The sequence below is a fragment of the Micromonospora sp. DT4 genome, from assembly GCF_049841675.1.
Taxonomy (GTDB): domain Bacteria; phylum Actinomycetota; class Actinomycetes; order Mycobacteriales; family Micromonosporaceae; genus Micromonospora.
This window is the reverse complement of record NZ_JBNCKT010000023.1, coordinates 1-23,484: the sequence shown is the minus strand read 5'-3', so window position 1 is coordinate 23,484 and position 23,484 is coordinate 1. Positions and strand designations below refer to the sequence as shown.

The following is a 23,484-nucleotide window of genomic DNA, read 5'->3' as shown; positions in this document are numbered from 1 at the left end:
TTCGCCGACCTTTCGTTCGCGACTGCGGGGCTCCGCTGCGCTGCACTCCTCGCGCTCACCGGCCTGCCTCCTGGACGGTGCCGCCTACGGACGGCGGGGGGTCGGTCCTGCCGATGTCGTCCATGGTCGCCTGGACAGCCGGATTGATCACGTCGGTGACCGGCTTGGGGTAGAAGCCGAGCAGCACGATCAGCACGATCAGCGGAGCGACCACGACCTTCTCGCGCAGGTTGAGATCCCGGCGCATCCCGTCGACCTCGGTCAGCGTCGGGTTGAGCGTGCCCTGCGTGGTGCGCTGCACCATCCACAGGACGTACGCCGCGGCCAGGATGATGCCGAGCGTGGCGATGACGGCCACCGGCTTGTTGACCGTGAAGGTGCCGATCAACACCAGGAACTCGGAGATGAACGGCGCGGTTCCGGGCAGCGCGAGCGAGGCGAGACCGGCGAAGAACAGCACCCCGGCGAGCACCGGGACCAGCTTGCCGGCACCACCGAAGTCACTGATCAACGCCGAGCCGCGCCGGGCGACCAGCATGCCCACCACGAGGAAGAGCAGGCCGGTGGCCAGACCGTGGTTGAGCATGTAGAGCACCGCACCGGTGCCGGCCTGGGTGGTGAACGCGAAGATGCCCACCCCGATGAAGCCGAAGTGCGCGATCGAGGTGTACGACACCAGCCGCTTGAGGTCGTTCTGACCGACCGCCAGCAGCGCCGCGTAGATGATGCCGATCATGCCGAGCGCCAACGCCCACGGCGCGAACCACTTCGACGCCTCGGGGAACAGCGGCAGGCAGTAGCGCAGGATGCCGAACGTGCCGACCTTGTCCAGCACGCCGACCAGCAGCGCCGCAGCGCCCGCCGGGGCGGCGCCACCGGCGTCCGGCAGCCAGGTGTGGAACGGGAAGAACGGGGCCTTGATGGCGAACGCGAGGAAGAAGCCGAGGAACAGCCACCGCTCGGTCCCGGTGCTGATGTCGACCTGCGACAGCGCCTGCCAGTCGAAGGTCTTGCCGCCGACCACCCAGAGACCGATCACTGCGGCCAGCATGAACAGGCCGCCGACCAGCGAGTACAGGAAGAACTTCACCGCCGCGTACTGCCGCTGGTGGCCGCCGTAGCTGCCGATCAGGAAGTACATCGGCACCAGCATGACCTCGAAGAACACGTAGAACAGGAAGACGTCGGCTGCCGCGAAGACGCCGATCATCGTGCTCTCGAGGATCAGCAGCAGCGCGAAGTAGACCGGAATGGACCGCTTGGACGACTCCGCGTCGTGCCAGGACGCCAGGATCACCAGCGGCACCAGGACCGCGATCAGCATGAGCATCACCAGCGCGATGCCATCGGCGGCGAAGGTGAAGCTGACGCCCCAGTTCGGGATCCAGGTGTACGACTCCCGGAACTGGAACCGGTCACCGCCGGCGTTGAAGCTGACCCACATCACCACCGAGAGCACCAGCACCAGCAGCGACCAGGCGAACGCCACCTGCTTGGCCAGTTCCGGGCTGCGGCGCGGCAGGAAGGCCACCACCAGAGCGCCCACCAGTGGCGCCACGGTGAGCACCGAGAGGAACGGGAAGTTGGACATTATGCGGCCTTACCTCCGTCGTGGATGCGTGGTCCGCCGGCGGGGGCGGGCGCGTTGAGGTCGATCACGCTAACCACCCCGCCTGCACCGCGAGGAACGCCGCCATCACCAGCAGCGCGCCGGCCAGGATCGAGGTGGCGTACGAGCGGACGACGCCGGTCTGCATCCGCCGGAGTCGACCCGAACCACCGCCGACGGCGGCGGCGAGCCCGTTGACCAGCCCGTCGATGCCCCGGTTGTCGAGGAAGACCAGCCCCCGGGTGAGGAAGATGCCCGGCTTCTCGAAGACCGCCTCGTTGACGGCGTCGGTGTAGAGGTTGCGACGGGCGGCGGTGACCAGGATCCCGGCCGGCTGCGGCGCGGTGGCCGTGCCGGCCCGGAACAGGAACCAGGCCAGGCCGGCGCCGAGCACCGTGACCAGCAGCGACAGCGTGGTGATCACGAGGTGCGAGAGGACCGGCTCGTGCTCCGCGTGCTCACCGCCCAGACCGGCGGTGGACGTCAGCCAGTCCGGCACGGAAGTGGAGAGCAGGAAGCCGGCGCCCACCGAGCCGACCGCCAGCAGGATCAGCGGGATCGTCATCAGCTTCGGCGACTCGTGCGGGTGCTCGATGTCCTCGGTCCACCGCTTGGGGCCGTGGAAGGTGAGCACGAACAGCCGCGTCATGTAGAACGCGGTCAGGCCCGCACCGAGCAGCGCGGCACCGCCGTAGAGCCAGGCGGTCCAGTCATCCCGCTCGAAGGCGGCCACGATGATCGGCTCCTTGGAGAAGAAGCCGGAGAACGGGAACATGCCGATGATCGCCAGCCAGCCCATCATGAACGTCAACCAGGTGACCTTCATGTACGACGACAGCCCACCGAAGCGGCGGATGTCCACCTGGTCCTTCATCCCGTGCATCACCGAGCCGGCGCCCAGGAACATGTTGGCCTTGAAGAAGCCGTGCGCCAGAAGGTGCACGATGGCCAGCGCGTACGCCCCACCGCCGAGGCCGACGCCGAGGAACATGTAGCCGATCTGACTCACCGTCGACCAGGCGAGCACCCGCTTGATGTCGTCCTTGGCCGCGCCGATGACGCAGCCCATCAGCAGGGTGAGCGCACCGACGCTGACCACCACGAACTGGAGCGTCGAGTTCGCGGAGAAGATCGGGTTGGACCGGGCGATCAGGTAGACACCGGCGGTGACCATGGTCGCGGCGTGGATGAGCGCCGACACCGGGGTCGGGCCCTCCATCGCGTCCGGCAGCCACGCCTGGAGCGGGAACTGGCCGGACTTGCCGGCCGCGCCGAGCAGCAGCAGAAGGCCGAGGACCAGCACCGTGGCACCGGTCAGCGAGCCAACGCCGTTGAAGACCTCGTCGTACTGGGTGGTGCCGAGGGTCGCGAACATGATGAAGATGCCGATGGCGAGGCCGGTGTCACCGACCCGGTTCATCAGGAACGCCTTCTTGCCGGCCGTGGCGGCGTTCGGCCGCCCGTACCAGAAGGAGATCAGCAGGTACGACGCCAGACCGACGCCCTCCCAGCCGAAGTACAGCATCACGTAGTTGTTGCCGAGCACCAGCAGCAGCATGGCCGCGACGAACAGGTTGAAGTACGCGAAGAATCGGCGGCGGCCCGCGTCGTGAGCCATGTACTCGACGGCGTACAGGTGGATCAGGAAGCCGACGCCGGTGATCAGGAGCACGAAGACGGCGGCCAGCGGGTCGAACAGCAGACCGAAGTCGACCCGCAGGTCACCGACGGTGATGAAGTCCCACAGGCTCAGCTCGACCGACTTGTTCTCCAGGCCCCGCAGCTGGAAGAAGGACGCCAGCCCGAGCACGAACGCGGCGCCGATGGCCGCGACGCCCAGCCAGTGCCCCCAGCGGTCGGCCCGCCGGCCGAGCAGCAGCAGGATGGCCGCGCTGACCAGCGGGATCGCCACCAGCAGCCAGACGCTGCCGAGCAAGCCCGTGGCCTCTGCGTACTGCACAGTCTCTTCCACTAGCTTGCCCCTTAGTACTTGAGCAGGTTGGCGTCGTCGACACTCGCCGAGCGCCGGGTCCGGAAGATGGACATGATGATCGCGAGGCCGACCACGACCTCGGCGGCGGCCACCACCATCACGAAGAACGCCATGATCTGGCCGTTGAGGTCACCGTTGATCCGGCTGAAGGTGACAAGCGTCAGGTTGGCCGCGTTGAGCATCAGCTCGACACACATGAACAGCACGATCGCGTTGCGCCGGACGAGCACCCCGGCGGCGCCGATGGTGAACAGCACCGCGGCGAGCACCAGGTAGTAGTCGGGCGTCATGAGTCCGTACCTTTCAGAGTGGTCTCCTGCGCGGTCAGCTCACGCACCGGCAGGATGTCCGGCGTGCTCCGCTCGGTGAGCCGCCCGTCCGGCAGCCGGGCCGGGGTGGCCACCGAGGAGGAGGTCGCGAAGACACCGGGGCCGGGCTTGGGGCCCGGGTAGTTGCCCGGCGCGAAGCGGGCCCGCATGGTCGCCGGCTGGTCCATCTTGTCCTGCTTGCGCCGCTCGATGTGCGCAAGCACCATGGCACCGACCGCCGCGGTGATCAGCAGCGCCGAGGTCAGCTCGAACGCGAAGACGTACTTCGTGAAGAGCAGCCGGGCGATGCCCTGCACGTTGCCCTCCGCGTTGGCCTGGTCCAGGCCGACCGCGGTGGTGCCCTCGACGGCCCGGTAGAGGGCGCCGCCGACGAGGCCGGCGAAGCCCAGCCCCAGGACGATCGCGGCGACCCGCTGGCCGCGCAGCGTCTCGATCAGCGAGTCGGAGGCGTCCCGCCCGACCAGCATCAGCACGAACAGGAAGAGCATCATGATGGCGCCGGTGTAGACGATGATCTGCACCATGCCGATGAACGGCCCGGCCTGGAGTATGTAGAACACACCCAGGCAGAGCATGGTCAGCACCAGCCAGAGCGCCGAGTGCACCGCGTTGCGGGCCGCCACCATCCCGATCGCGCCGATCAGCGCGAGTGGCGCGAGGATCCAGAAGGTGACCTGCTCGCCGCCGGACACCTCACCGGCCGCGGCCAGCACCGTAGACGTGGTCATGCTTGCTCTCCCTTGCCGGCCGCCGCGCGCTGGGCGGCCTGCTCGGCACCCGGGAACGTCACGCCGGGGTGCTCCTCGACCTGGTAGCGGCCGGGGCCCATCGGGGACGTCTCGGCACCGGCGGAGGTGCCCGGGTTGTCCAGCGCGCCGACGTAGTAGTCCTTCTCGCTGTCACCCAGCCGCATCGGGTGCGGCGGCTGCTCCATGCCCTCCAGCAGGGGGGCGAGCAACTGCTCCTTGGTGAAGATCAGGTCCTGCCGGTTGTCCCGCGCCAGCTCGTACTCGTTGCTCATGGTGAGCGAACGGGTCGGGCAGGCCTCGATGCAGAGCCCGCAGAAGATGCACCGCGCGTAGTTGATCTGGTAGGTGCTGGCGTACCGCTCGCCCGGCGAGAAGCGCTGCTCGTCGGTGTTGTCGCCGCCCTCGACGTAGATCGCGTCCGCCGGGCAGGCCCACGCGCACAGCTCGCAGCCGATGCACTTCTCCAGGCCGTCCGGGTGCCGGTTGAGGATGTGCCGCCCGTGGTAGCGCGGCGCCGACACCGGCGGCTTGAACGGGTAGTCGGTCGTGACGACCTTCCTGAACATGTGCGAGAAGGTGACACCGAATCCCTTGAACGTTCCGGTGATCGCGCCCACGTCACACCTCCCTGGAGTCCGAGCCGGCGACGATGTTGGCCGGCTCCCGCTCGGCGACCACGCGTGTGATACGCGGGCTCGGTGGTACCTGTAGATCCATCGGTGGCAGCGGGAAGCTCCCGTACGGCCGACTGTCGACCTGCTCCTGCGTGGTCGGCTTCGGTTGCGGCTTCCGGCTCGGCCAGAAGAGCATGGCCAGCAGGAGGACGCCGGCACCGGCCGAGGTCCAGATCAGTCGGTCCCGCGGCGCGAAGTCCTCGATGGAGCGCAGGCCCGACAGGACCAGGATCCAGACCAGGTTGATCGGCAGCAGCACCTTCCAGCCGAAGCGCATGAACTGGTCGTAGCGCAGCCGGGGCAGCGTGCCGCGCAGCCACACGAAGACGAAGACCAGCACGATCACCTTGCCGAAGAACCAGAGCATCGGCCACCAACCGGAGTTGGCGCCCTCCCACAGCGTGATCGGCCACGGCGCCCGCCAGCCCCCGAGGAACAGCGTGGTGGTGACCGCGGACATGGTCACCATCGCGACGTACTCGCTGAGCATGAAGAGCGCGAACTTCAGCGAGCTGTACTCGGTCATGAAGCCGGCGACCAGCTCGGACTCGGCCTCGGGCAGGTCGAACGGCGCCCGGTTGGTCTCACCGACGGTGGCGATGAAGAAGATGACGAAGCTGGGCAGCAGCAGGATCGCGTACCAGCCTGGGGCCGGGATCTCGGTGCCGAAGATGGTCAGCCGCGTCGCGTCGCCCTGTGCGGCGACGATCCCGCTGGTGCTCATCGTGCCGGCGGTCATGAAGACCGCCACGATGCTCAGCCCCATCGCGACCTCGTACGAGATCATCTGGGCGCTCGACCGCAGACCGCCGAGCAGCGGGTACGTCGAGCCGGAGGCCCAGCCGCCCAGCACGATGCCGTAGACGCCCATGGAGGAGCAGGCCAGCAGCAGGAGCACGGCCACCGGCACGTCGGTGACCTGCAACGGCGTGTGGTGACCGGCGATGCTCACCATCGGACCGAACGGCACCACCGACAGCGCGGTGACCGCGCAGATCACCGAGATCGTCGGGGCGAAGAAGTAGACGACCTTGTCGGCCGCCTTCGGCAGGATGTCCTCCTTGAAGGCCATCTTCAGGCCGTCGGCGAGGGTCTGCAGCAGGCCGAGCGGGCCGACCTGGTTGGGGCCGGGCCGCACCTGCATGTAACCAACCACGCGCCGTTCGAACCAGACACCGAGCAGGGTGGCCAGCAGACCGAAGGCGAACGCGAAGACGATCTTGCCGAGAACCAGCCACCACGGATCCCGACCGAAGTCGGCCAGCGTGGGGTCCTGAGCGAGAAGGAGACTCACAGTGCCCACCTTTCGTTCGCGACTGCGGGGCTCACTCGCTGCGCTCGTTCACTCCTCGCGCTCACTGGTTACCCCCGGAGTTGAGGAGCGGACCCGGGAGACCGGTCTCGTCGGCCGCCACGCGTCCGGCCGGAACGGCCACGCCCGACGACGGAACGGAGATCCGGACGACCGTGCCGGATGTCGCCCCGAGGCTGCGTCGCACGGTCGAACCGGGTGAGTTCGTCGGCAGCCAGACCACGCCGTCCGGCATCTCGGTGATCTCCGCCGGCAGGGTCAGGGCGCCCCGGTCGGTGCCGACCGTGACCGCGTCACCGTCGGCGACACCGAGTGCCTCGGCGGTGCCCTTGCCCAGCCGGACCACCGGCGGGCGGGCGGTCCCGGCGAGGTTCTCGTCGCCCTCGGTCAGGGTGCCGAGGTCGACGAGCTGGTGCCAGGTGGCCAGCACGGCCTCCCCGGCACCCGGGTGCGGCACCGTGCCCGGCGACACCGACGGCGCGGACGGCCGGGACATGCGCGTGGCCGGCAGCGAGCCCAGCTCGCGACGGATACTCGGCACGTCGGCCGTGCCGAGGCGCACGTCGAGGAGCGCGGCAAGCGCGTCGAGCACCCGCCCGTCGGTCATCGCGGCGGTGTTCAGCACCGCCTCGAAGGGACGCAGCCGGCCCTCCCAGTTCAGGAAGCTGCCGGCCTTCTCGACCACCGGGGCCACCGGCAGCACCACGTCGGCCCGCCGGGTCACCGCGCTGGCGCGCAGTTCCAGGCTGACCAGGAACGGCACCGCGTCCAGAGCGGCCTCGGCCAGCCGCGGATCGGACACGTCCGCCGGGTCGACACCGCCGACCACCAGCGCGCCGAGCTGCCCGTTGGCGGCCGCCGCGAGGATGCCGTCGGTGTCCCGACCGGCCTGGCTGGGAATCACCCCGGCCGGGATGTCCCACGCCTCGCCCAGCTCGGCCCGCGCGGCCGGCTCGGTGACCAGGCGGCCACCGGGGAGCAGGTTGGGCAGGCAGCCCGCGTCGACCGCGCCGCGGTCACCCGCGCGCCGCGGCACCCAGGCCAACTTCGCGCCGGTACGCCGGGCCACGTCAGCCGCGGCGGAGAGCCCGCCCGGCACGGTGGCCAGCCGCTCGCCGACGATGAGGATCGCGCCGGGCGCGCTGAGCGCCTCGGTGACCGTGGCGTGCTCGGCGAGCACGCTGGCCTCCTCGCCCGGCACGACCCGGGCCAGCTTGGCGCCCAGCTTCTCCAGGCCGCGGGTGGCGAACGGCGCCAGCGCGTACACCGTCAGGGTCTTCTTCAGGTACGCCTTGCGCAGCCGCAGGAAGAGGATCGGGCACTCCTCCTCCGGCTCCAGGCCCACCAGCACCACGGCCGGCGCGTTCTCCACGTCGGTGTAGGTGACGTCGGTGACCCCGGCGACCGAGCTGGCCAGGAAGTCGGCCTCCTCGCGGGAGACCGGCCGGGCCCGGAAGTCGATGTCGTTGGTGTTCAGCGCGACGCGGGCGAACTTCGCGTACGCGTAGGCGTCCTCGACGGTCAGCCGACCGCCGGTGAGCACGGCCGTGCCCTGGCCGCCCTCGCGGGCCGCGTGCAGCCCCTCGGCGGCCCGGGTCAGCGCCTCACTCCAGGACGCCTCCCGCAGCTCACCGGTGCTCTCGTCACGGACCAGCGGATTGGTCAGGCGGTCGGCGGCCCGGGTGTACTGGAAGCCCCAGCGGCCCTTGTCGCAGTTCCACTCCTCGTTCACCGCCGGCTCGTCACCGGCGAGCCGACGCAGCACCTTGCCGCGCCGCCAGTCGGTGCGCTGCCCGCAGCCGGCCGAGCAGTGCTCGCAGACGCTCGGGCTGGACACCAGGTCGAACGGGCGGGCCCGGAAGCGGTACTGCGCGCCGGTCAGCGCACCCACCGGGCAGATCTGCACGGTGTTGCCGGAGAAGTACGAGTTGAAGGGGACATCTCCACCGGCGAAAGCCGGAGCGCCAGCGGAGGCCGAGTCGGTGCGGCCAGCACTGCCGTCGTCCGCTTTCCCGCCGTACGCGTCGTCCCGGTAGATGTTGATCTCTTCGGCGGACGACCGGCCCATCAGGTCGATGAACTTGTCGCCGGCGATCTCCTCGGAGAACCGGGTGCAGCGCTGGCAGAGCACGCAGCGTTCGCGGTCCAGCAGCACCTGGCTGCTGATCGCCATCGGCTTCTCGTACTCCCGCTTGTGCTCGTGGAAGCGCGAGTCGGTGCGGCCGGTGGACATCGCCTGGTTCTGCAGCGGGCACTCGCCGCCCTTGTCACACATCGGGCAGTCCAGCGGGTGGTTGAGCAGCAGCAGCTCCATCACCCCCTCCTGCGCCTTCTGGGCGACCGGGGAGGTGAGCTGGGTCCGTACGACCATGCCGTCGGCGACGGTCTGGGTGCAGGAGGCCACCGGCTTGCGCTGCCCCTCCACCTCGACCAGGCACTGCCGGCACGCGCCGGCCGGGGCCAGCAGCGGGTGGTCGCAGAACCGGGGGATCTCGGTGCCCATCTGCTCGGCGACCCGGATCAGCAGCGCCCCCTTCGGGGCGGTGACCTCGACACCGTCGATGGTGAGGGTGACCGTGTCGGTCTGCTTGGCTACGTCCGTCATCAGTGAGCTCCAACCAGCTGCTTGTCGGAGAGCTTCGGCGCGGTCCGTCCCTCGATGTAGTCGAGGTAGTCCTGCTTGAAGTACTTCAGCGACGAGGTCACCGAACTGGTCGCGCCGTCACCCAGACCGCAGAACGATCGGCCGAGGATGTTGTCGCAGGTGTCCAGCAGGGTGTCCAGGTCCTCGTGGGTGCCCTGGCCGGAGAGGATCCGCCGGTAGACCCGGACCATCCAGTAGTTGCCCTCGCGGCACGGGGTGCACTTGCCGCACGACTCGTGGTGGTAGAACTCCAGCCACCGGTACGTCGCGTAGACCGGGCAGTCCTGGTCGGAGAAGATCTGCGTGGCCGTAGTGCCCAGGATCGAGCCGGCCGCCGCCACGCCCTCGAAGTCCAGCGGCACATCCAGGTGCTCGGCGGCGAGCAGCGGCGTCGACGATCCACCCGGGGTCCAGAACCGCAGGTTGTGACCGGGCTGCATGCCGCCGGCCAGTTCCAGCAGCTCGCGCAGCGTGACGCCCATCGAGCACTCGTACTGGCCCGGGTTGACGACCCGCCCGGAGAGCGAGTAGATCATCGGCCCGGAGGACTTCTCGGTGCCCATGGACTTCCACCAGTCCGCGCCACCGAGCACGATCGGCGGCACGCTGGCGATCGTGCCGACGTTGTTCACCACCGTCGGGCTCGCGTACAGGCCGTGGGTGGCCGGGAACGGCGGACGCAGCCGGGGCTGCCCCCGGAACCCCTCCAGCGAGTCCAGCAGCGCCGTCTCCTCGCCGCAGATGTACGCCCCGGCGCCGGAGTGCACCACCAGCTCCAGGTCGTAGCCGCTACGCAGGATGTTGCGGCCGAGGTAACCCTTGTCGTACGCCTCCTGGACGGCGTTGCGCAGCCGCCGGGCGGCGTGCACGGCCTCACCGCGGATGTAGATGTAGGCGCGGCTGGCCCGGATCGCGTACGACGCGATGATCACGCCCTCGACCAGCGCGTGCGGGTCGTGGGTCATCAGCGGCAGGTCCTTGCAGGTGCCCGGCTCGCCCTCGTCGGCGTTGACCACCAGGTAGTGCGGCTTGCCGTCGCCCTGCGGGATGAAGCCCCACTTCAGACCGGTGGGGAAGCCGGCGCCGCCCCGGCCCCGCAGACCGGAGTCCTTGATGAGCTGGATCAGGTCGTCCGGGTGGGCCTTGAGCGCCTTGCGCAGCGCGGCGTAGCCGTCGAGCTGCTCGTACGTGCCGATCCGCCAGGCGTCCGGCGACAGCCAGCGCTTGGTCAGCACCGGCGTCAGCTTGGCCAGCGTCTCCGGGCGGGGAGTGGTCACTTCTGGGCCCCCGTTTCGCTCGCGGCGGCGGGGTTCGTGCCATCCGCGTCCGCCGACGCTTCGGTGAGGTTGCGCTCCTGCGCGCCGGTCGAGTCACCGGCGGGCTTGCCGTCGCCGGCCGGAGCGTTGGCCGCCGCGCCGGCGGCCTGGGCCACCTGCGCGTCGCGCGGGGCCGGCGGCGACGTCTCCGCCGGCACCTTCGTGCCGGACGCGTCCGGCACGGCCGTCTGCGCGTCGGGCTGCCGGGTCTCGGCGGTACGCACCTGCGGCGACTTGTCGTCCGGTGCCTTCACGTCCGGGGCGGTGCTGCCGGTGGCCGCCTCCGGCCTGGTGGTCTCGGCGGCCGTCGGCTCGGCGGCGCCCGCCGCTCCCGTCGGTGCGGACGCCCCGTCGCCACCCTTGACCGGGGCCGCGGTGGCCTCGGCGGGCGCCGGCTTGGCGGCCTCCGCGTCGGCCTTCACCCGCTCGGCGTCGGCCTTCGCGCCCCGGTCCGCGTCGGCCTTCGCCCGGTCCGCGTCGGCCTTGGCCTTCGCCGCCGCCTTGTCGGCCTCGGCCTTGCTCCGGATCGGGGTGTTCGGGTCGAAGCCCGGCACCGAGACGCCGTGCTCCTGTGCCAGCCGCAGACCCCGCAGGGTCGGCTCACCCGGCCCGCCGTCGGCGACCGCGCCCTCACGCTCGTCGGCGAAACCGGCGAGCTGCACCGCCATCTCCTTCAGCGTGCACAGCCGCGCGCCGCGCGTCGGCATCGGCCGGCCGCCCGCGCGCAGCTCGTCGACCACACCGACCGCAGTGGACGGGTCCACGCCGTCGAAGAAGTCGTAGTTGACGGTCATCACCGGGCCGTAGTCACAGGCCGCCAGGCACTCGGCGTGCTCCAACGTGATGGTGCCGTCGGCGGTCGTCTCGTCGTGCCCGACTCCCAGGTGCTCGGCGAGGGTGTCGTAGACCTCCTGGCCACCCAGCACGTTGCACATCGTGTTGGTGCAGACGCTGACCAGGAAGTCGCCGGTGGGCTTGCGCTTGTACATGGTGTAGAAGGTGGCCACCGCCCCGACCTGGGCCTTGTTCAGCCCCAGCACCTCGGCGCAGAACGTCACCCCGGCCGGGGAGACGTACCCCTCCTCGGCCTGGACCAGGTGCAGCAGCGGCAGCAGCGCCGAGCGGGACCGGTCCGCCGGGTAGCGGGCGATGATCTCGCGCGCCCGCTCCCGCGTCGTGTCGGTGAAAGTCATCAGAGCCGCCCTTCGTTCGCGACTGCGGGGCTCGCAAGCTCACTCCTCGCGCTCACCTGTCACACCCACCCATCACGGGATCCAGCGAGGCGCCGCCGGCGATCACGTCGGCGATGAGGCCGCCCTCGGCCATCGCCGGGAGTGCCTGGAGGTTGACGAAGCTCGGCTCCCGGTAGTGCACCCGGTACGGCCGGGTGCCGCCGTCGGAGACGGCGTGCACGCCCAGCTCGCCGCGCGGCGACTCGATGCCGACGTACACCTGGCCGGGCGGGACCCGGAAGCCCTCGGTGACCAGCTTGAAGTGGTGGATCAGCGACTCCATCGACTGACCCATGATCTTCGCGACGTGCTCCAGCGAGTTGCCCATGCCGTCGACGCCGATGGCGAGCTGCGCGGGCCACGCGATCTTGCGGTCGGCGACCATCACCGGGCCCGGCCGCAGCCGGTCCAACGCCTGCTCGACCAGCTTCATCGACTCGCGGATCTCGGCGAGCCGGACCTGGTACCGGCCCCACACGTCACCGTCGGGGTGGGTCGGCACGTCGAACTCGTACGTCTCGTAGCCGCAGTACGGCATGGTCTTGCGCAGGTCCCAGGCGAGCCCGGCCGAGCGCAGCACCGGACCGGTGATGCCGAGCGCCACGCAGCCGGTGACGTCCAGCACCGCGACGCCCTTCGTCCGCTCGGTCCAGATGGGCTGGCCGGAGAGCAGGTCCTCGTACTCCTTGAGCTTCTTCGGCATCATCTTCAGGAAGTCGCGGATCTTGCGGACCGCGTCGTCCGGCACGTCCTGCGCCACACCGCCCGGCCGGACGTACGCGTGGTTCATCCGCAGGCCCGTGATGGTCTCGAAGATGTCGAGGATGTACTCCCGCTCGCGGAAGCCGTACAGCATGATCGAGATCGCGCCCAGCTCCATGCCGGTGGTGGCCAGCCAGACCAGGTGCGACGAGATCCGGTTGAGCTCCATCATCAGCACGCGGATGGTGGTGGCGCGCTCGGTGACGTCGTCGGTGATGCCGAGCAGCTTCTCCACGGCCAGCGCGTACGCGGTCTCGTTGAAGATCGGGGACAGGTAGTCCATCCGCGTCACGAACGTCGAACCCTGGACCCAGTTGCGGTACTCGAGGTTCTTCTCGATGCCCGTGTGCAGATAGCCGACGACCGAGCGGGCCTCGCGGACCGTCTCGCCCTCCAGCTCGAGGATCAGTCGGAGCACCCCGTGGGTCGACGGGTGCTGCGGACCCATGTTGACCACGATGCGCTCGTCGTTGATCGGGTCGGTGCCGGACACGACCGTGTCCCAGTCCCCACCGGTGACGGTGAAGACCCTGCCCTCGGTGGTCTCGCGTTCGGTCGCGTAGTTCGACGTGGTCACAGTGCCGGCCCTCCGTTCACGACTGCGGGGCTCGCAAGCTCACTCCTCGCGCTCACTGGTAGGACCTCCTACGGTCCGGCGGTGGAATTTCCGCACCCTTGTACTCGACGGGCACACCACCGAGCGGGTAGTCCTTGCGCTGCGGGTGGCCCTCCCAGTCGTCCGGCATGAGGATCCGGGTCAGGTTGGGGTGGCCGTCGAAGACGATGCCGAACATGTCGTACGCCTCCCGCTCCTGCCAGTCGGCCGTCGGGTAGACGGCCGTGACGCTGGGCAGGTGCGGAGACTCGGCCGGGACCGCGGCCTCCAGCCGGACCCGACGCCGGTACGTCATCGAGGTGAGCAGGTAGACCACGTGCAGCCGGCGCTCGTCGGCGCCGAGGTAGTCCACCCCGGACACCGAGGAGCACAGCTCGAACCGCAGCGCCATGTCGTCGCGCAGCACCTGGCAGACCTCGGCGATCCGCTCCGGGCGTACGTGCAGGGTCAGCTCACCCCGGTCGACGACCACCTTCTCGATCGCGTCCCCGAAGGCCGGGTACGCCTCTTCCAGCGCGTCGCGGACCTCGTCGAAGTACCCGCCGTACGGCCGGGCGGCCTCCTCGATCGGCTGGCGCGGGCGGACCAGGCCACCGTAGCCGGACACGTCGCCCGTGCCCTGGTTGCCGAACATCCCGCGGCCGGCCGGGCTGGCCGTCGGGTACTCGGCTCCAGCGGTGCCGCTCGCGCCGGGCGGCGTCACCGGCACCGGCACCCCGCCGTCGTTGGTCTTGTCCGTGGGAGACGTCATTTCGGGCCTGCCTGCGGGTGGAGATGGTTCTGGGCGTTCATCCAGTTCTCAATCCGCAACTGCTCCTCGCGCCCCTCGCGGACCGCCCGGGTCCACTCGGCACGCCGGGCCTTGTCGTTGCGGTAGGAGGACGGCATCGAGCCGTACGGCACGACCGGAACGTCGCCGCGCTCCTGGCGGGCCGCCAGCATCTTGCGACCGTTCGGGCCCAGCGGCTCATACATGATCTTCTCGCGGAGCTTGAGGATCGCGTCGATGAGCATCTCCGGCCGGGGCGGGCAGCCGGGCAGGTACATGTCGACAGGTACGACGTGGTCGACGCCCTGCACGATGGCGTAGTTGTTGAACATGCCGCCGCTGCTGGCGCAGACGCCCATGGAGAGCACCCAGCGGGGCTCGGCCATCTGGTCGTAGATCTGGCGCAGCACCGGTGCCATCTTCTGGCTCACCCGGCCGGCCACGATCATGAGGTCGGCCTGCCGGGGCGAGGCCCGGAAGACCTCCATGCCCCAGCGGCCCATGTCGTAGTGCGGACCACCGGCGGCCATCATCTCGATGGCGCAGCAGGCCAGGCCGAAGGTCGCGCCCCACACGGACGACTTCCGGGACCAGTTGACCAGCTTCTCCACCGAGGTGAGCAGGACGCCGGCGGGGAGCTTCTCCTCGATGCCCATCTGACGTTCCTTCCTCAGTCCCAGTCCAGGCCGCCGCGCCGCCACACGTAGGCGTACGCGACGAAGACCGCGACGATGAACAGGACCATCTCCACGAAGCCGAAGATCGGCAGGGCGTCGAACGAGACCGCCCAGGGGTAGAGGAAGATGATCTCGATGTCGAAGACGATGAAGAGCATCGCCGTCAGGTAGAACTTGATCGGGAACCGCCCACCGCCGACCGGCTGGGGGCTGGGCTCGATGCCGCACTCGTACGCCTCGAGTTTGGCCTTGTTGTAACGACGGGGACCGGCGAACCGGGCGGCGCCGACGGAGAACAGCGAGAACGCCGCGGCGAGGGCGAACAGCCCGATGATCGGTGCGTAAGGCGAGAGCGTCATCGTTTTCTCCTGCTCGTCCTTCCCTGCCGTCAGTGCTTGACGAAAATCACACTATTCACGTCCCTCACCGTGACTGCCGGCGGGGGTCGATCTTTGTCGGTGCCGAGGCTGTGACCAGCACCGATGCCATCGTGTCTAGACCGCTGGCGCGGCCTTCGTCAGCGCATTGATGACCCGGTCCATCGCGTCCCCGCCTCGGGGGTCGGTCAGATTGGCCAACAACTTGAGGACGAATCGCATCAGCGTCGGATGGGGCATGCCGTGCTTGGTGGCGATCCGCATGATCTCCGGACGGCCGATCAGTTTCACGAAGATGCCGCCGAGACGGTAGTAGCCACCGAGACGGGCCTTCAGCTCGTTCGGGTACGCCATCAACGCCCGCTCCCGCTCCGGACCGGCCGGACGCGCGAGGGCCTGCACCGCTACCTCCGCGGCCAGCTCGCCGGACTCCATGGCGTACGCGATGCCCTCACCGTTGAACGGGTTGACCATGCCGCCGGAGTCACCGACCAGCAGGACCCCGCGGGTGTAGTGCGGCACCCGGTTGAAGCCCATCGGCAGCGCGGCGCCGAGGATCGGGCCGTCCGCGTTGGTCTCGTCGGTCATGCCCCACTCGGCGGGGGTGTTGGCCAGCCAGTCGGTGAGCAGCCGGCGGTAGTTGGTCTTGCCGAACGCCGACGACGAATTGAGCACGCCGAGGCCGACGTTCACCCGGCCGTCACCGAGGCCGAAGATCCAGCCGTACCCGGGCAGCAGGTTGTCGCCGCTGTCCTTGCTGCGCAGCTCCAGCCACGACTCCAGGTAGTCGTCGTCGTGCTTGGCCGGGGAATGGTAGTAGCGGCGGACGGCCACGCCGATCGGCCGGTCCTCCCGCTTGGCGAGCCCGAGCGCGAGCGGAAACCGACCGGAGACGCCGTCGGCGGCCACGACCAGCGGGGCGTGGAAGGTGGCGGGCTCCTTGCCGGGGCCCACCTCGGCCTGGACGCCGGTCACCCGGCCGTCGTCGTCGAGCACCGGGCCCAGCACGTTGACCTGGGTCCGCAGCTTGGCGCCGGCCGCGACCGCCCGCTGGGCGAGCAGGTCGTCGAAGTCGAGGCGGGTGCGGACCAGGCCGTAGTTGGGGAAGCTGGCCAGCTCGGGCCAGTCCAGTTCCAGCCGTACGCCGCCGCCGATCACCCGCAGGCCCTTGTTGTGCAGCCAGCCGGCCTCGGGCGAGGTGTCCACGCCCATCCGGATGAGCTGACGCACCGCACGCGGGGTCAGTCCGTCGCCGCAGACCTTCTCCCGGGGGAACTCGGTCTTCTCCAACACCAGGACCCGTACGCCGTGCCGGGCCAGGTGGTACGCAGTCGCCGATCCACCGGGACCGGCGCCAACGACGATGACATCGGCGTCGTGTTCCACCGCGGTCATTCGCGCCTCCTCCCGCACGCTCGTGAAATGCTTCACAAGCCAGACGGGACGAGTGTATGACCGACGTCATACCTGCGCAGGATCAGGGGTACCTAACTCGCCGATGTGACAGCCGGCGACCGTCCACAGCAGGCGACTGTCAGGCCGGACTGGGCGCGTCCAGGCCGGCGTCGACCCGGATCGTCGCCGGCAGATGCTCCCGCAGCGCGCCACCCGCCGCCCGGTCCAGCGCGGCCAGCACCTCGGCGACCACCTGGCGGACGTCCGCCGGGTCCGCGCCGGCCAACGCCCGCAACTGCGCGATGAGTTCGGCCGCGTCGTCGTCGGTGGCGGCCACCGGGCTCGCCGGGTCTACTCCGGTCATGCCGACGAGCGTACGGGGCAAAGTGGACTAAAGTCGGATTTTCCTGAAACGCATGAATGCCTCGCGTACCATCCGCGGACGCCTCGCCCGCTACTCGCGAATGCCCCGGTGCAGCGCGACCACGCCACCGGTCAGGTTGCGCCACGCCACCCGACCCCACCCCGCCGCGGCCACCCGCCCGGCCAGCGCGGGCTGGTCCGGCCAGGCCCGGACCGACTCGGCCAAATAGACGTACGCGTCGGGGTTGCTCGACACCGCGCGGGCGACCACCGGCAGCGACCGCATCAGGTACGACAGGTAGACCGTCCGGAAGACCGGGTTAACCGGCGTGCTGAACTCGCACACCACCAGCCGGCCGCCCGGCCGGGTCACCCGCCCCAACTCGCGCAGCGCCGCGTCGGTGTCGTTGACGTTGCGCAGCGCGAAGGAGATGGTCACCGCGTCGAAGCTCGCGTCGGCGAACGGCAGTCGCAACGCGTCGCCGGCCAGCAGCGGCACCTCGGGACGGACCCGCTTGCCCACCTGCAACATGCCCAGCGACAGGTCCGCCCCCACCGCGTACGCCCCGGACTGGGCCAGCTCGCGGGTCGACACACCGGTGCCCGCCCCCACGTCCAGCACCCGCTCGCCCGGCCGCAGGCCGAGAGCCGCCCGGGTGGCCCGCCGCCAGGAGCGGTCCTGGCCGAAGGCGAGCACGGTGTTGGTCAGGTCGTACCGCTCGGCCACGCCGTCGAACATCGCGGCGACCTCGTGCGGTTGCTTGTCGAGACTGGCGCGCTGGCCCTGCGGGGTACGGCTCACCCCGTCCACTCTGCCAGCCCCGCGCGAGCCGTCGGCCGCTGGGTCCGCGTACCCCAGGCGCCCGATGTCGTCGATACGCGAAAGGGCGGGGTGGTCGCCCACCCCGCCCTCTCGGTCGTGCCTACGTCAGTCGGTCGACGTCTCGTCGCCGGGGGCGACCACGACGACCTTGCGGCGGCGGGAGAGCAACAGCAGCGCCCCACCCACGAGCAGGATCAGAGCACCGATGCCGCCGATCAGGCCGACCTGCACACCGGTCACCGGCAGTCCGCCGCCACCGGAGCCACCGCCGCCGGCGGTCGGCGACGTGGACGTGCCCGGCGTCGTCGTACCACCCGGCGTCGGAGTCGCCGTCGGAGTGGGCGTGGCGGTCGGCGTCGGGGTCGGCGTCGGCTGCGCGCCGAGGTCGACGAACACGTCGAACTGCGCGGTGTTGTCCACCTCGTCGGTCTCGGTGAACGCCCGGCGCTGCGCGCCGGAGGCCACCCGCGGCTCCTCCTCGGGGCGGCCCTGGGCGGCCGCGAGACCGGCGGCCCAGACGAACCCGGGCCGGAGCACCGGCTCGGTGACGTCCGAGCCGACCTTCACCCGGACGTCCGCCGTGTAGAACTGCCCGGGCTTCAGCACGACGCCGGAGTCCTCGCAGTAGGCGTTCGCGAACCCGCCCAGCGGCTGCTCGACGCAGCCCTCCGGCAGTTCGGCGAAGGTGACGCCCGCCGGGAGGGTGATCCCGTACGCCACGCCGGTCGCCTTCTTGCTGCCGTCGTTGTAGACCGCCCAGTCCAGGGGTGCGGTCTCGCCCGGCTTGACGGGCTTGAGGCCGGTCTCGCCCGCGTCGTCGCCGTTTACCGCCACGTCGGCGTAGACGTCCTGCACCCAGGTGGTCAGGTCGTAACCCGGCTTGGCGACGGTGATGTCGTGCCGCACCGTGTTGTCATCCGGGTTGGGGTCCGGGGTGGCCGAGCTGATGCTGACCACGAGCGTGCCGGCGTCGCCGCGACCGCCGGTCGAGAAGATCGGGATACCGAAGTCCTCGGTGGTGCCGGCGGCCAGATCGCCGAGCAGGCAGGTGAAGGTGGTGCCCGTGACGTCGCACCCGTCCGGGGCGAGCACGCCGACCTTGCGGTTCTTCAGGCCCTCCGTCTCCACGGTGACCCGGACGTCCTTGACGTCGACGGTGCTCCGGGTGTTGCCGACCTGAAACTTGAACGGCTTGGCCTTGGCCGCCTTGACGCCCTGAGCCAGCTCGGAGCTGAGCGGCGTCAGGGCCAGGTCGGCCTGGTCGGCTGCCTGCGCCGGGGCGGCGACGGTGGCCACGCCACCGGCCGCGAGCAGGGCCACGACGCCGGCACGAACCAGGGCCGAGCGGTGGAACGCTGTCATCATTCCCCCGGGGGGTAGGGAAGAAAAGGATTGGTTGCGCCGAACGAGCGGACGTTATCGGAGGTCGATCTCCCACGCCAGCGCGGCGGGCGGCTTTCAACCGTCCGGACTGGACCCGCCACACGGAACGGGCGGGATGGTCACCCATCCCGCCCGTACCGCCGTGCGTTATGTAAACGACCCTCATGGGCCGATGGAGGACCGCCTCGGACGACGGCCGCACGCTATCCGTCGCCGATCATCTCCACCACCCCCGCAGAGGGCTGTATGCCGCCTCGGCCACCGGGAGCACCCGTACCGGCGACCACTGGCGCGCGGAAGCACGACCCCCAGGTCAGCCGAACGGCCGGGCCGCGTCGAGCCTCAGTTGACCTCGACCAGCGGCAGCGACCGGCCCGCGCCGCCGCCCGGCAGCGCGATCGAGGAGAAGTGCGAGACCACCCGCTCGTCGGTCGGGTCGTCGGCCGGCGTGTGGTGCACCGCCAGCCGGTTGTAGAGGGTGTCGCGCTGTGCCGGGATCCGGTCGGCGGAGCGGATCATGCCGATCAGCTCGTGCAGGTTGGAGCGGTGCCGGGCGCCGGCGGAGGAGATCACGTTCTCCTCCAGCATGATCGAGCCGAGGTCGTCCACGCCCATGTGCAGCGACAACTGCCCGACGTCCTTGCCGGTGGTCAGCCAGGACGCCTGCAGGTGCGGCACGGTCTCGAAGAAGAGCCGGGCCACCGCGACCAACCGCAGATATTCCAAGGTGGTCGCCTGCGTACGGCCCTTGAGGTGGTTGTTCTCCGGCTGGTACGTCCACGGGATGAACGACCGGAACCCGCCCGTACGATCCTGCACGTCGCGGATCATCCGCAGGTGCTCGATCCGCTCGGCGTGCGTCTCGCCGGTGCCCATCATCATGGTCGCGGTCGACTCGACGCCCTGCCGGTGGGCCAGCTCCATGACCTCCAACCAGCGCTCACCCGACTCCTTGAGCGGGGCGATGGCCTTGCGCGGGCGCTCGGGCAGCATCTCCGCGCCGGCGCCGGCGATCGAGTCGAGGCCGGCGGCCTTGATGCGGGCGATGGCCTCGTCCAGGCTCACGCCGGACACCTTGGCCATGTGCAGGATCTCGCTCGGCCCGATCGAGTGGATGGCCAGCTGCGGGTACGCCTGCTTGACCGAGGAGAACAGCTCCTCGTAGTACTCGACGCCGTAGTCCGGGTGGTGCCCACCCTGGAGCATCACCTGGGTCGCGCCCAGCTCGACCGCCTCGCCGCAGCGACGCAGGATCTCCTCCGTGGGGTGCGTCCACCCCTCGGCGTGCTTGGGCGCACGGTAGAACGCGCAGAACTTGCACGCCGTCACACAGACGTTCGTGTAGTTGATGTTGCGATCGATCAGGTAGGTGACGACGTTGTCCGGATAGCGCCGCCGGCGCACCGCGTCCGCCGCCTCGCCCAGCGCGTGGAAGGGCGCCTCGGTGTAGAGCAGCAGCGCCTCCTCTGGCGTGATCCGCCCGCCGTCCGCGCCACGCTGCAGGATGTCGTCGATCTCCCGGCTCACCGTCACGACCCCGAGCCTACGTCGGCCGCTCGGCGACCCGCGCGCCCCTGGGTCGCCGGTGACGAGCGCCCCACCACACCGCGCCCCACCACCCCGCGCGCCGGCCGAGGCGTCCGAGGCGTCCGAGGCGTCCGAGGCGTCCCGAAAAGACCAGGCGACTTGGACAGTTTTCGTTCGGCGCGAACGGAACTGTCCAAGATCTGCGGGTTCAGGCGTCGTAGTCGACCGTCAGGCGGTCGGTCGTCGGGCTGGACTGGCAGGTCAGGACGTAGCCGGCGGCCACCTCGTCAGGCTCCAGCGCGTAGTTGCGAGCCATGGTGACCGCCCCGTCGACGACCTTCGCCTTGCAGGTCGAACAGACACCGCCCTTGCAGGCGTACGGCAGTTCGCCGCGCACCTTCAGCGCGGCGTCCAGCACCCGCTCCTCGCGGCCCATCGTGAAGCCCGACGAGCGGCCGTCCAGCACGATGGTGACGTCCGTCCCGGCGCCGGGCTGCTCGGTGGGGCGCGCCACCGGCGCGGGCGGCGCGTCGACGTGGAACAGTTCGGTGTGCACGGCCGACTCCGGCAGACCGCGCGCGCCCAGCACCTCCCGGGCGTCGACCACCGTGCCGTACGGCCCGCAGAGGAACCACTCCTCGATCACCTCGCCCGGCACGATGGAGCCCAGCAGGCGCGCCAGCCGTTCGGCGTCGATCCGCCCGGAGAGCAGCGGTGACTCACCCTGCTCCCGGGACAGCACGTGCACCAGGTGCAGCCGCGACGGGTAGCGGTCCTTCAGGTCGGCCAACTCCTCGGCGAACATCACCGTGTTCGCCGTGCGGTTGCCGTACACCAGGGTGAAGGTGCTGGCCGGCTCGACGGCCAGGGCCGTCGCGACGAGCGCGAGCACCGGGGTGATGCCGGAACCGGCGACGACCGCGCCGTAGTGGCGCACCCGGTCCGCCGCGAACGCCGTGGTGAAGGTACCCAGCGGGGGCAGCACCTCGACCGTGTCGCCGCCGCGCAGCGCGCGGCAGGCGAAGGCTGAGAATGCGCCGCCGGGGACCTCCCGCACCCCGATCCGCAGCCGGCCGCGCCGGGCCAGGTCGTCCGGGGTGGAGCAGATGGAGTACGACCGGCGCACGTCCTCGCCGTCGTCGGTCACCCGCCGCACGGTCAGGTGCTGACCCGCGCGAAACGCGAAGGTGTCCCGCAACTCCTCGGGTACGGCGAAGGTAACCGCCACGGAATCGTCGGTGAGCCGGTCGACGACGGCGACCGGCAGCGGGTGGAAGGCCGGGCGGCGACGGGCCGGCCGGGAGATGGTGACTGTCACAGCGCCTTCAGGTGGTCGAAGGGTTCGGTGCAGGAACGGCATCGCCACAACGCCTTGCACGCGGTCGATCCGAAGCGGCTGACCTGTTCGGTCTCCGGCGAGCCGCAGAGCGGGCAGCGGACCGCGAGGGTCAGCGCCACCACGCCCGGGGCGGGCGCCACCACGCCCGGGGCGGGCGTCGGCGCGGGCGGGGCGATCCCGGCAGAGGCGAGTTTGGCCCGCCCGGCATCCGAGATCCAGTCGGTGCTCCACGCCGGGCTGTAGACCGTTCGCACGTCGACGTCCGGATATCCGGCCGCCGCCAGGGCACGCCGCACGTCCGCCCGGATCACGTCCATGGCGGGACAGCCCGTGTAGGTCGGGGTGATGGTGACGGTGACCCGTCCACTGACCCGGTCCTCCTCGACCGCGCGAAGGATCCCCAGCTCGTCGATGGTGATCACCCGGATCTCCGGGTCGACCACGCTCGCCGCCGCCGTCCGCGCGTCGGTCCCGCTCGCGACCAGGGGGCTCCGCTGCGTCGCGCTACCCGCGCTCACCACTGCGCCCCCGGATGGGCGCGGTGCAACACCTGCATCTCGGCCAGCAGGTAGGAGAGGTGCTCGGTGTGCACGCCGGCCCGCCCGCCCGTGGGCGCCCAGCCGCGCTCGGGGCGGGTGAGCGTCGCCTCGGCAAGCACCGGCCCGACGACCTCGTCGAACGCCGGCCACAGACCCTCCGGATCGACCGGCGCCGCCGGGTCCGCCGCGAACAGCTCATGGGTGTACGGCCAGACGTGGTCCACCGCCTCCTGCATGCGGCGGTGCGACTCCTCGGTGCCGTCGCCGAGCCGCTTCACCCACAGTGCGCCATGGTCCAGGTGGTACGCGGACTCCTTGCGCGCCTTCGCGCCGATGGCGGCCAGTCGTTCGTCCGAGCAGCCGGCGAGCGCGGTGTAGAGCGGCACCTGGTACGCCGCCAGGAAGAACAGCTTCGCCATGGTCACCGCGAAGTCGCCGTTGGGCAGCTCGACCAGGAGCACGTTGCGGAACTGGCGGTCGTCGCGCAGGTACGCGAGCGCGTCCTCGTCCCGACCCGCAGCTTCCAGCTCACCCGCGTACGACAGCAGCAGGCGGGCCGCGCCGAGCTGGTCGAGGGCGATGTTGGCGAGCGCGATGTCCTCTTCCATCTCCGGCGCGCGTGTCGCCCACTCGGCCAGCCGCTGCGCGGCGACGAGCGCGTCGTCGCCCAGGGCGAGCGTGAAGGCGAAGGGCCCGTTCACAGGTGTGCCACCCCGTCCGGCACTTCATAGAAGGTCGGGTGGCGGTAGACCTTGTCGGCGGCCGGGTCGAAGAAGGCGTCCTTCTCGTCCGGGCTGGACGCGGTGATCGCGCCCGCCGGCACCACCCAGATCGACACGCCCTCCTGGCGGCGCGTGTAGAGGTCGCGGGCGTTGCGCAGCGCCAGCTCGGCATCCGGGGCGTGCAGGCTGCCGACATGGGTGTGCGACAGGCCGCGCCGCGCCCGCACGAAGACCTCCCACAGAGGCGAGTGTTCGTTGCTCATTGGTGCACCCTTGTCTCACTCGGGCCGATCGGGGTTCGAGTGCACCGGTGACTGTCGGGCCATCGCCCAGC

Annotated in this window: 21 protein-coding genes and 1 pseudogene; all 22 read right to left on the bottom strand. The window is 70.4% G+C overall.

Going from position 1 to position 23,484, the window contains the following annotated elements; translation table 11 throughout:
* Positions 1–55: 55 nt before the first annotated feature.
* Positions 56–1,591, bottom strand: a complete 1,536-nt coding sequence (locus ACLQ24_RS09875) for an NADH-quinone oxidoreductase subunit M (protein WP_425890584.1) — start codon at positions 1,589–1,591, stop codon at positions 56–58.
* Positions 1,592–1,655: 64 nt separating this feature from the next.
* A complete protein-coding gene (gene nuoL, locus ACLQ24_RS09870) occupies positions 1,656–3,581 on the bottom strand; it encodes an NADH-quinone oxidoreductase subunit L (protein WP_425890583.1) in 1,926 nt (641 codons plus the stop codon).
* A gap of 11 nt (positions 3,582–3,592) precedes the next feature.
* Complete coding sequence (gene nuoK, locus ACLQ24_RS09865; protein ID WP_030486270.1) at positions 3,593–3,892, bottom strand: NADH-quinone oxidoreductase subunit NuoK; 300 nt, start codon at positions 3,890–3,892, stop codon at positions 3,593–3,595.
* Complete coding sequence (locus ACLQ24_RS09860; RefSeq protein ID WP_425890581.1) at positions 3,889–4,659, bottom strand: NADH-quinone oxidoreductase subunit J; 771 nt, start codon at positions 4,657–4,659, stop codon at positions 3,889–3,891. The genes nuoK and ACLQ24_RS09860 overlap by 4 nt, the downstream gene beginning before the upstream one ends.
* On the bottom strand, positions 4,656–5,297 hold the full coding sequence (nuoI, locus tag ACLQ24_RS09855; protein WP_425890579.1) for an NADH-quinone oxidoreductase subunit NuoI: 642 nt from the start codon (positions 5,295–5,297) through the stop codon (positions 4,656–4,658). Before nuoI ends, ACLQ24_RS09860 begins: the two co-directional genes overlap by 4 nt.
* 1 nt (position 5,298) lies before the next feature.
* Positions 5,299–6,648, bottom strand: a complete 1,350-nt coding sequence (gene nuoH / locus ACLQ24_RS09850; protein WP_425890578.1) for an NADH-quinone oxidoreductase subunit NuoH — start codon at positions 6,646–6,648, stop codon at positions 5,299–5,301.
* A 61-nt stretch (positions 6,649–6,709) separates the two neighbouring features.
* Positions 6,710–9,271, bottom strand: a complete 2,562-nt coding sequence (locus ACLQ24_RS09845; RefSeq protein WP_425890577.1) for an NADH-quinone oxidoreductase subunit G — start codon at positions 9,269–9,271, stop codon at positions 6,710–6,712.
* The gene (gene nuoF, locus ACLQ24_RS09840; RefSeq protein ID WP_425890576.1) at positions 9,271–10,587 is read right to left on the bottom strand and encodes an NADH-quinone oxidoreductase subunit NuoF; all 1,317 of its coding nucleotides are present in this window, start codon (positions 10,585–10,587) and stop codon (positions 9,271–9,273) included. The genes ACLQ24_RS09845 and nuoF overlap by 1 nt, the downstream gene beginning before the upstream one ends.
* Before the next feature lie 353 nt (positions 10,588–10,940).
* Positions 10,941–11,822: pseudogene (gene nuoE / locus ACLQ24_RS09835) on the bottom strand (NADH-quinone oxidoreductase subunit NuoE); the annotation flags it as partial.
* Positions 11,823–11,871: 49 nt separating this feature from the next.
* The gene (locus ACLQ24_RS09830; RefSeq protein WP_425890574.1) at positions 11,872–13,197 is read right to left on the bottom strand and encodes an NADH-quinone oxidoreductase subunit D; all 1,326 of its coding nucleotides are present in this window, start codon (positions 13,195–13,197) and stop codon (positions 11,872–11,874) included.
* Positions 13,198–13,249: 52 nt separating this feature from the next.
* On the bottom strand, positions 13,250–13,987 hold the full coding sequence (locus tag ACLQ24_RS09825) for an NADH-quinone oxidoreductase subunit C (protein WP_425890572.1): 738 nt from the start codon (positions 13,985–13,987) through the stop codon (positions 13,250–13,252).
* Positions 13,984–14,661: a NuoB/complex I 20 kDa subunit family protein gene (locus ACLQ24_RS09820; protein ID WP_030334123.1), complete on the bottom strand. Its 678-nt coding sequence runs from the start codon at positions 14,659–14,661 to the stop codon at positions 13,984–13,986. Before ACLQ24_RS09820 ends, ACLQ24_RS09825 begins: the two co-directional genes overlap by 4 nt.
* 14 nt (positions 14,662–14,675) lie before the next feature.
* Complete coding sequence (locus ACLQ24_RS09815) at positions 14,676–15,041, bottom strand: NADH-quinone oxidoreductase subunit A (protein WP_074316036.1); 366 nt, start codon at positions 15,039–15,041, stop codon at positions 14,676–14,678.
* 135 nt (positions 15,042–15,176) lie between these two features.
* On the bottom strand, positions 15,177–16,454 hold the full coding sequence (locus tag ACLQ24_RS09810) for a geranylgeranyl reductase family protein (protein ID WP_425890570.1): 1,278 nt from the start codon (positions 16,452–16,454) through the stop codon (positions 15,177–15,179).
* Positions 16,455–16,593: 139 nt separating this feature from the next.
* Positions 16,594–16,818 carry a hypothetical protein gene (locus ACLQ24_RS09805; protein ID WP_425890568.1) on the bottom strand — a complete coding sequence of 75 codons (225 nt, stop codon included), beginning with the start codon at positions 16,816–16,818 and terminating at the stop codon, positions 16,594–16,596.
* Between the two features lie 90 nt (positions 16,819–16,908).
* Positions 16,909–17,619, bottom strand: a complete 711-nt coding sequence (locus ACLQ24_RS09800; protein ID WP_425890566.1) for a demethylmenaquinone methyltransferase — start codon at positions 17,617–17,619, stop codon at positions 16,909–16,911.
* Between the two features lie 126 nt (positions 17,620–17,745).
* On the bottom strand, positions 17,746–19,002 hold the full coding sequence (locus ACLQ24_RS09795) for a cell wall anchor protein (protein ID WP_425890634.1): 1,257 nt from the start codon (positions 19,000–19,002) through the stop codon (positions 17,746–17,748).
* Between the two features lie 363 nt (positions 19,003–19,365).
* Complete coding sequence (gene mqnC / locus ACLQ24_RS09790; protein ID WP_425890565.1) at positions 19,366–20,556, bottom strand: cyclic dehypoxanthinyl futalosine synthase; 1,191 nt, start codon at positions 20,554–20,556, stop codon at positions 19,366–19,368.
* 202 nt (positions 20,557–20,758) lie between these two features.
* On the bottom strand, positions 20,759–21,868 hold the full coding sequence (gene paaE, locus ACLQ24_RS09785) for a 1,2-phenylacetyl-CoA epoxidase subunit PaaE (protein ID WP_425890563.1): 1,110 nt from the start codon (positions 21,866–21,868) through the stop codon (positions 20,759–20,761).
* Positions 21,865–22,374, bottom strand: a complete 510-nt coding sequence (gene paaD, locus ACLQ24_RS09780) for a 1,2-phenylacetyl-CoA epoxidase subunit PaaD (RefSeq protein ID WP_425890633.1) — start codon at positions 22,372–22,374, stop codon at positions 21,865–21,867. The genes paaE and paaD overlap by 4 nt, the downstream gene beginning before the upstream one ends.
* A gap of 29 nt (positions 22,375–22,403) precedes the next feature.
* Entirely contained in the window at positions 22,404–23,129 is a 726-nt protein-coding gene (paaC, locus tag ACLQ24_RS09775; RefSeq protein WP_425890562.1) for a 1,2-phenylacetyl-CoA epoxidase subunit PaaC, read from the bottom strand.
* Entirely contained in the window at positions 23,126–23,413 is a 288-nt protein-coding gene (gene paaB / locus ACLQ24_RS09770; protein ID WP_266248073.1) for a 1,2-phenylacetyl-CoA epoxidase subunit PaaB, read from the bottom strand. Before paaB ends, paaC begins: the two co-directional genes overlap by 4 nt.
* Positions 23,414–23,484 lie beyond the last annotated feature (71 nt).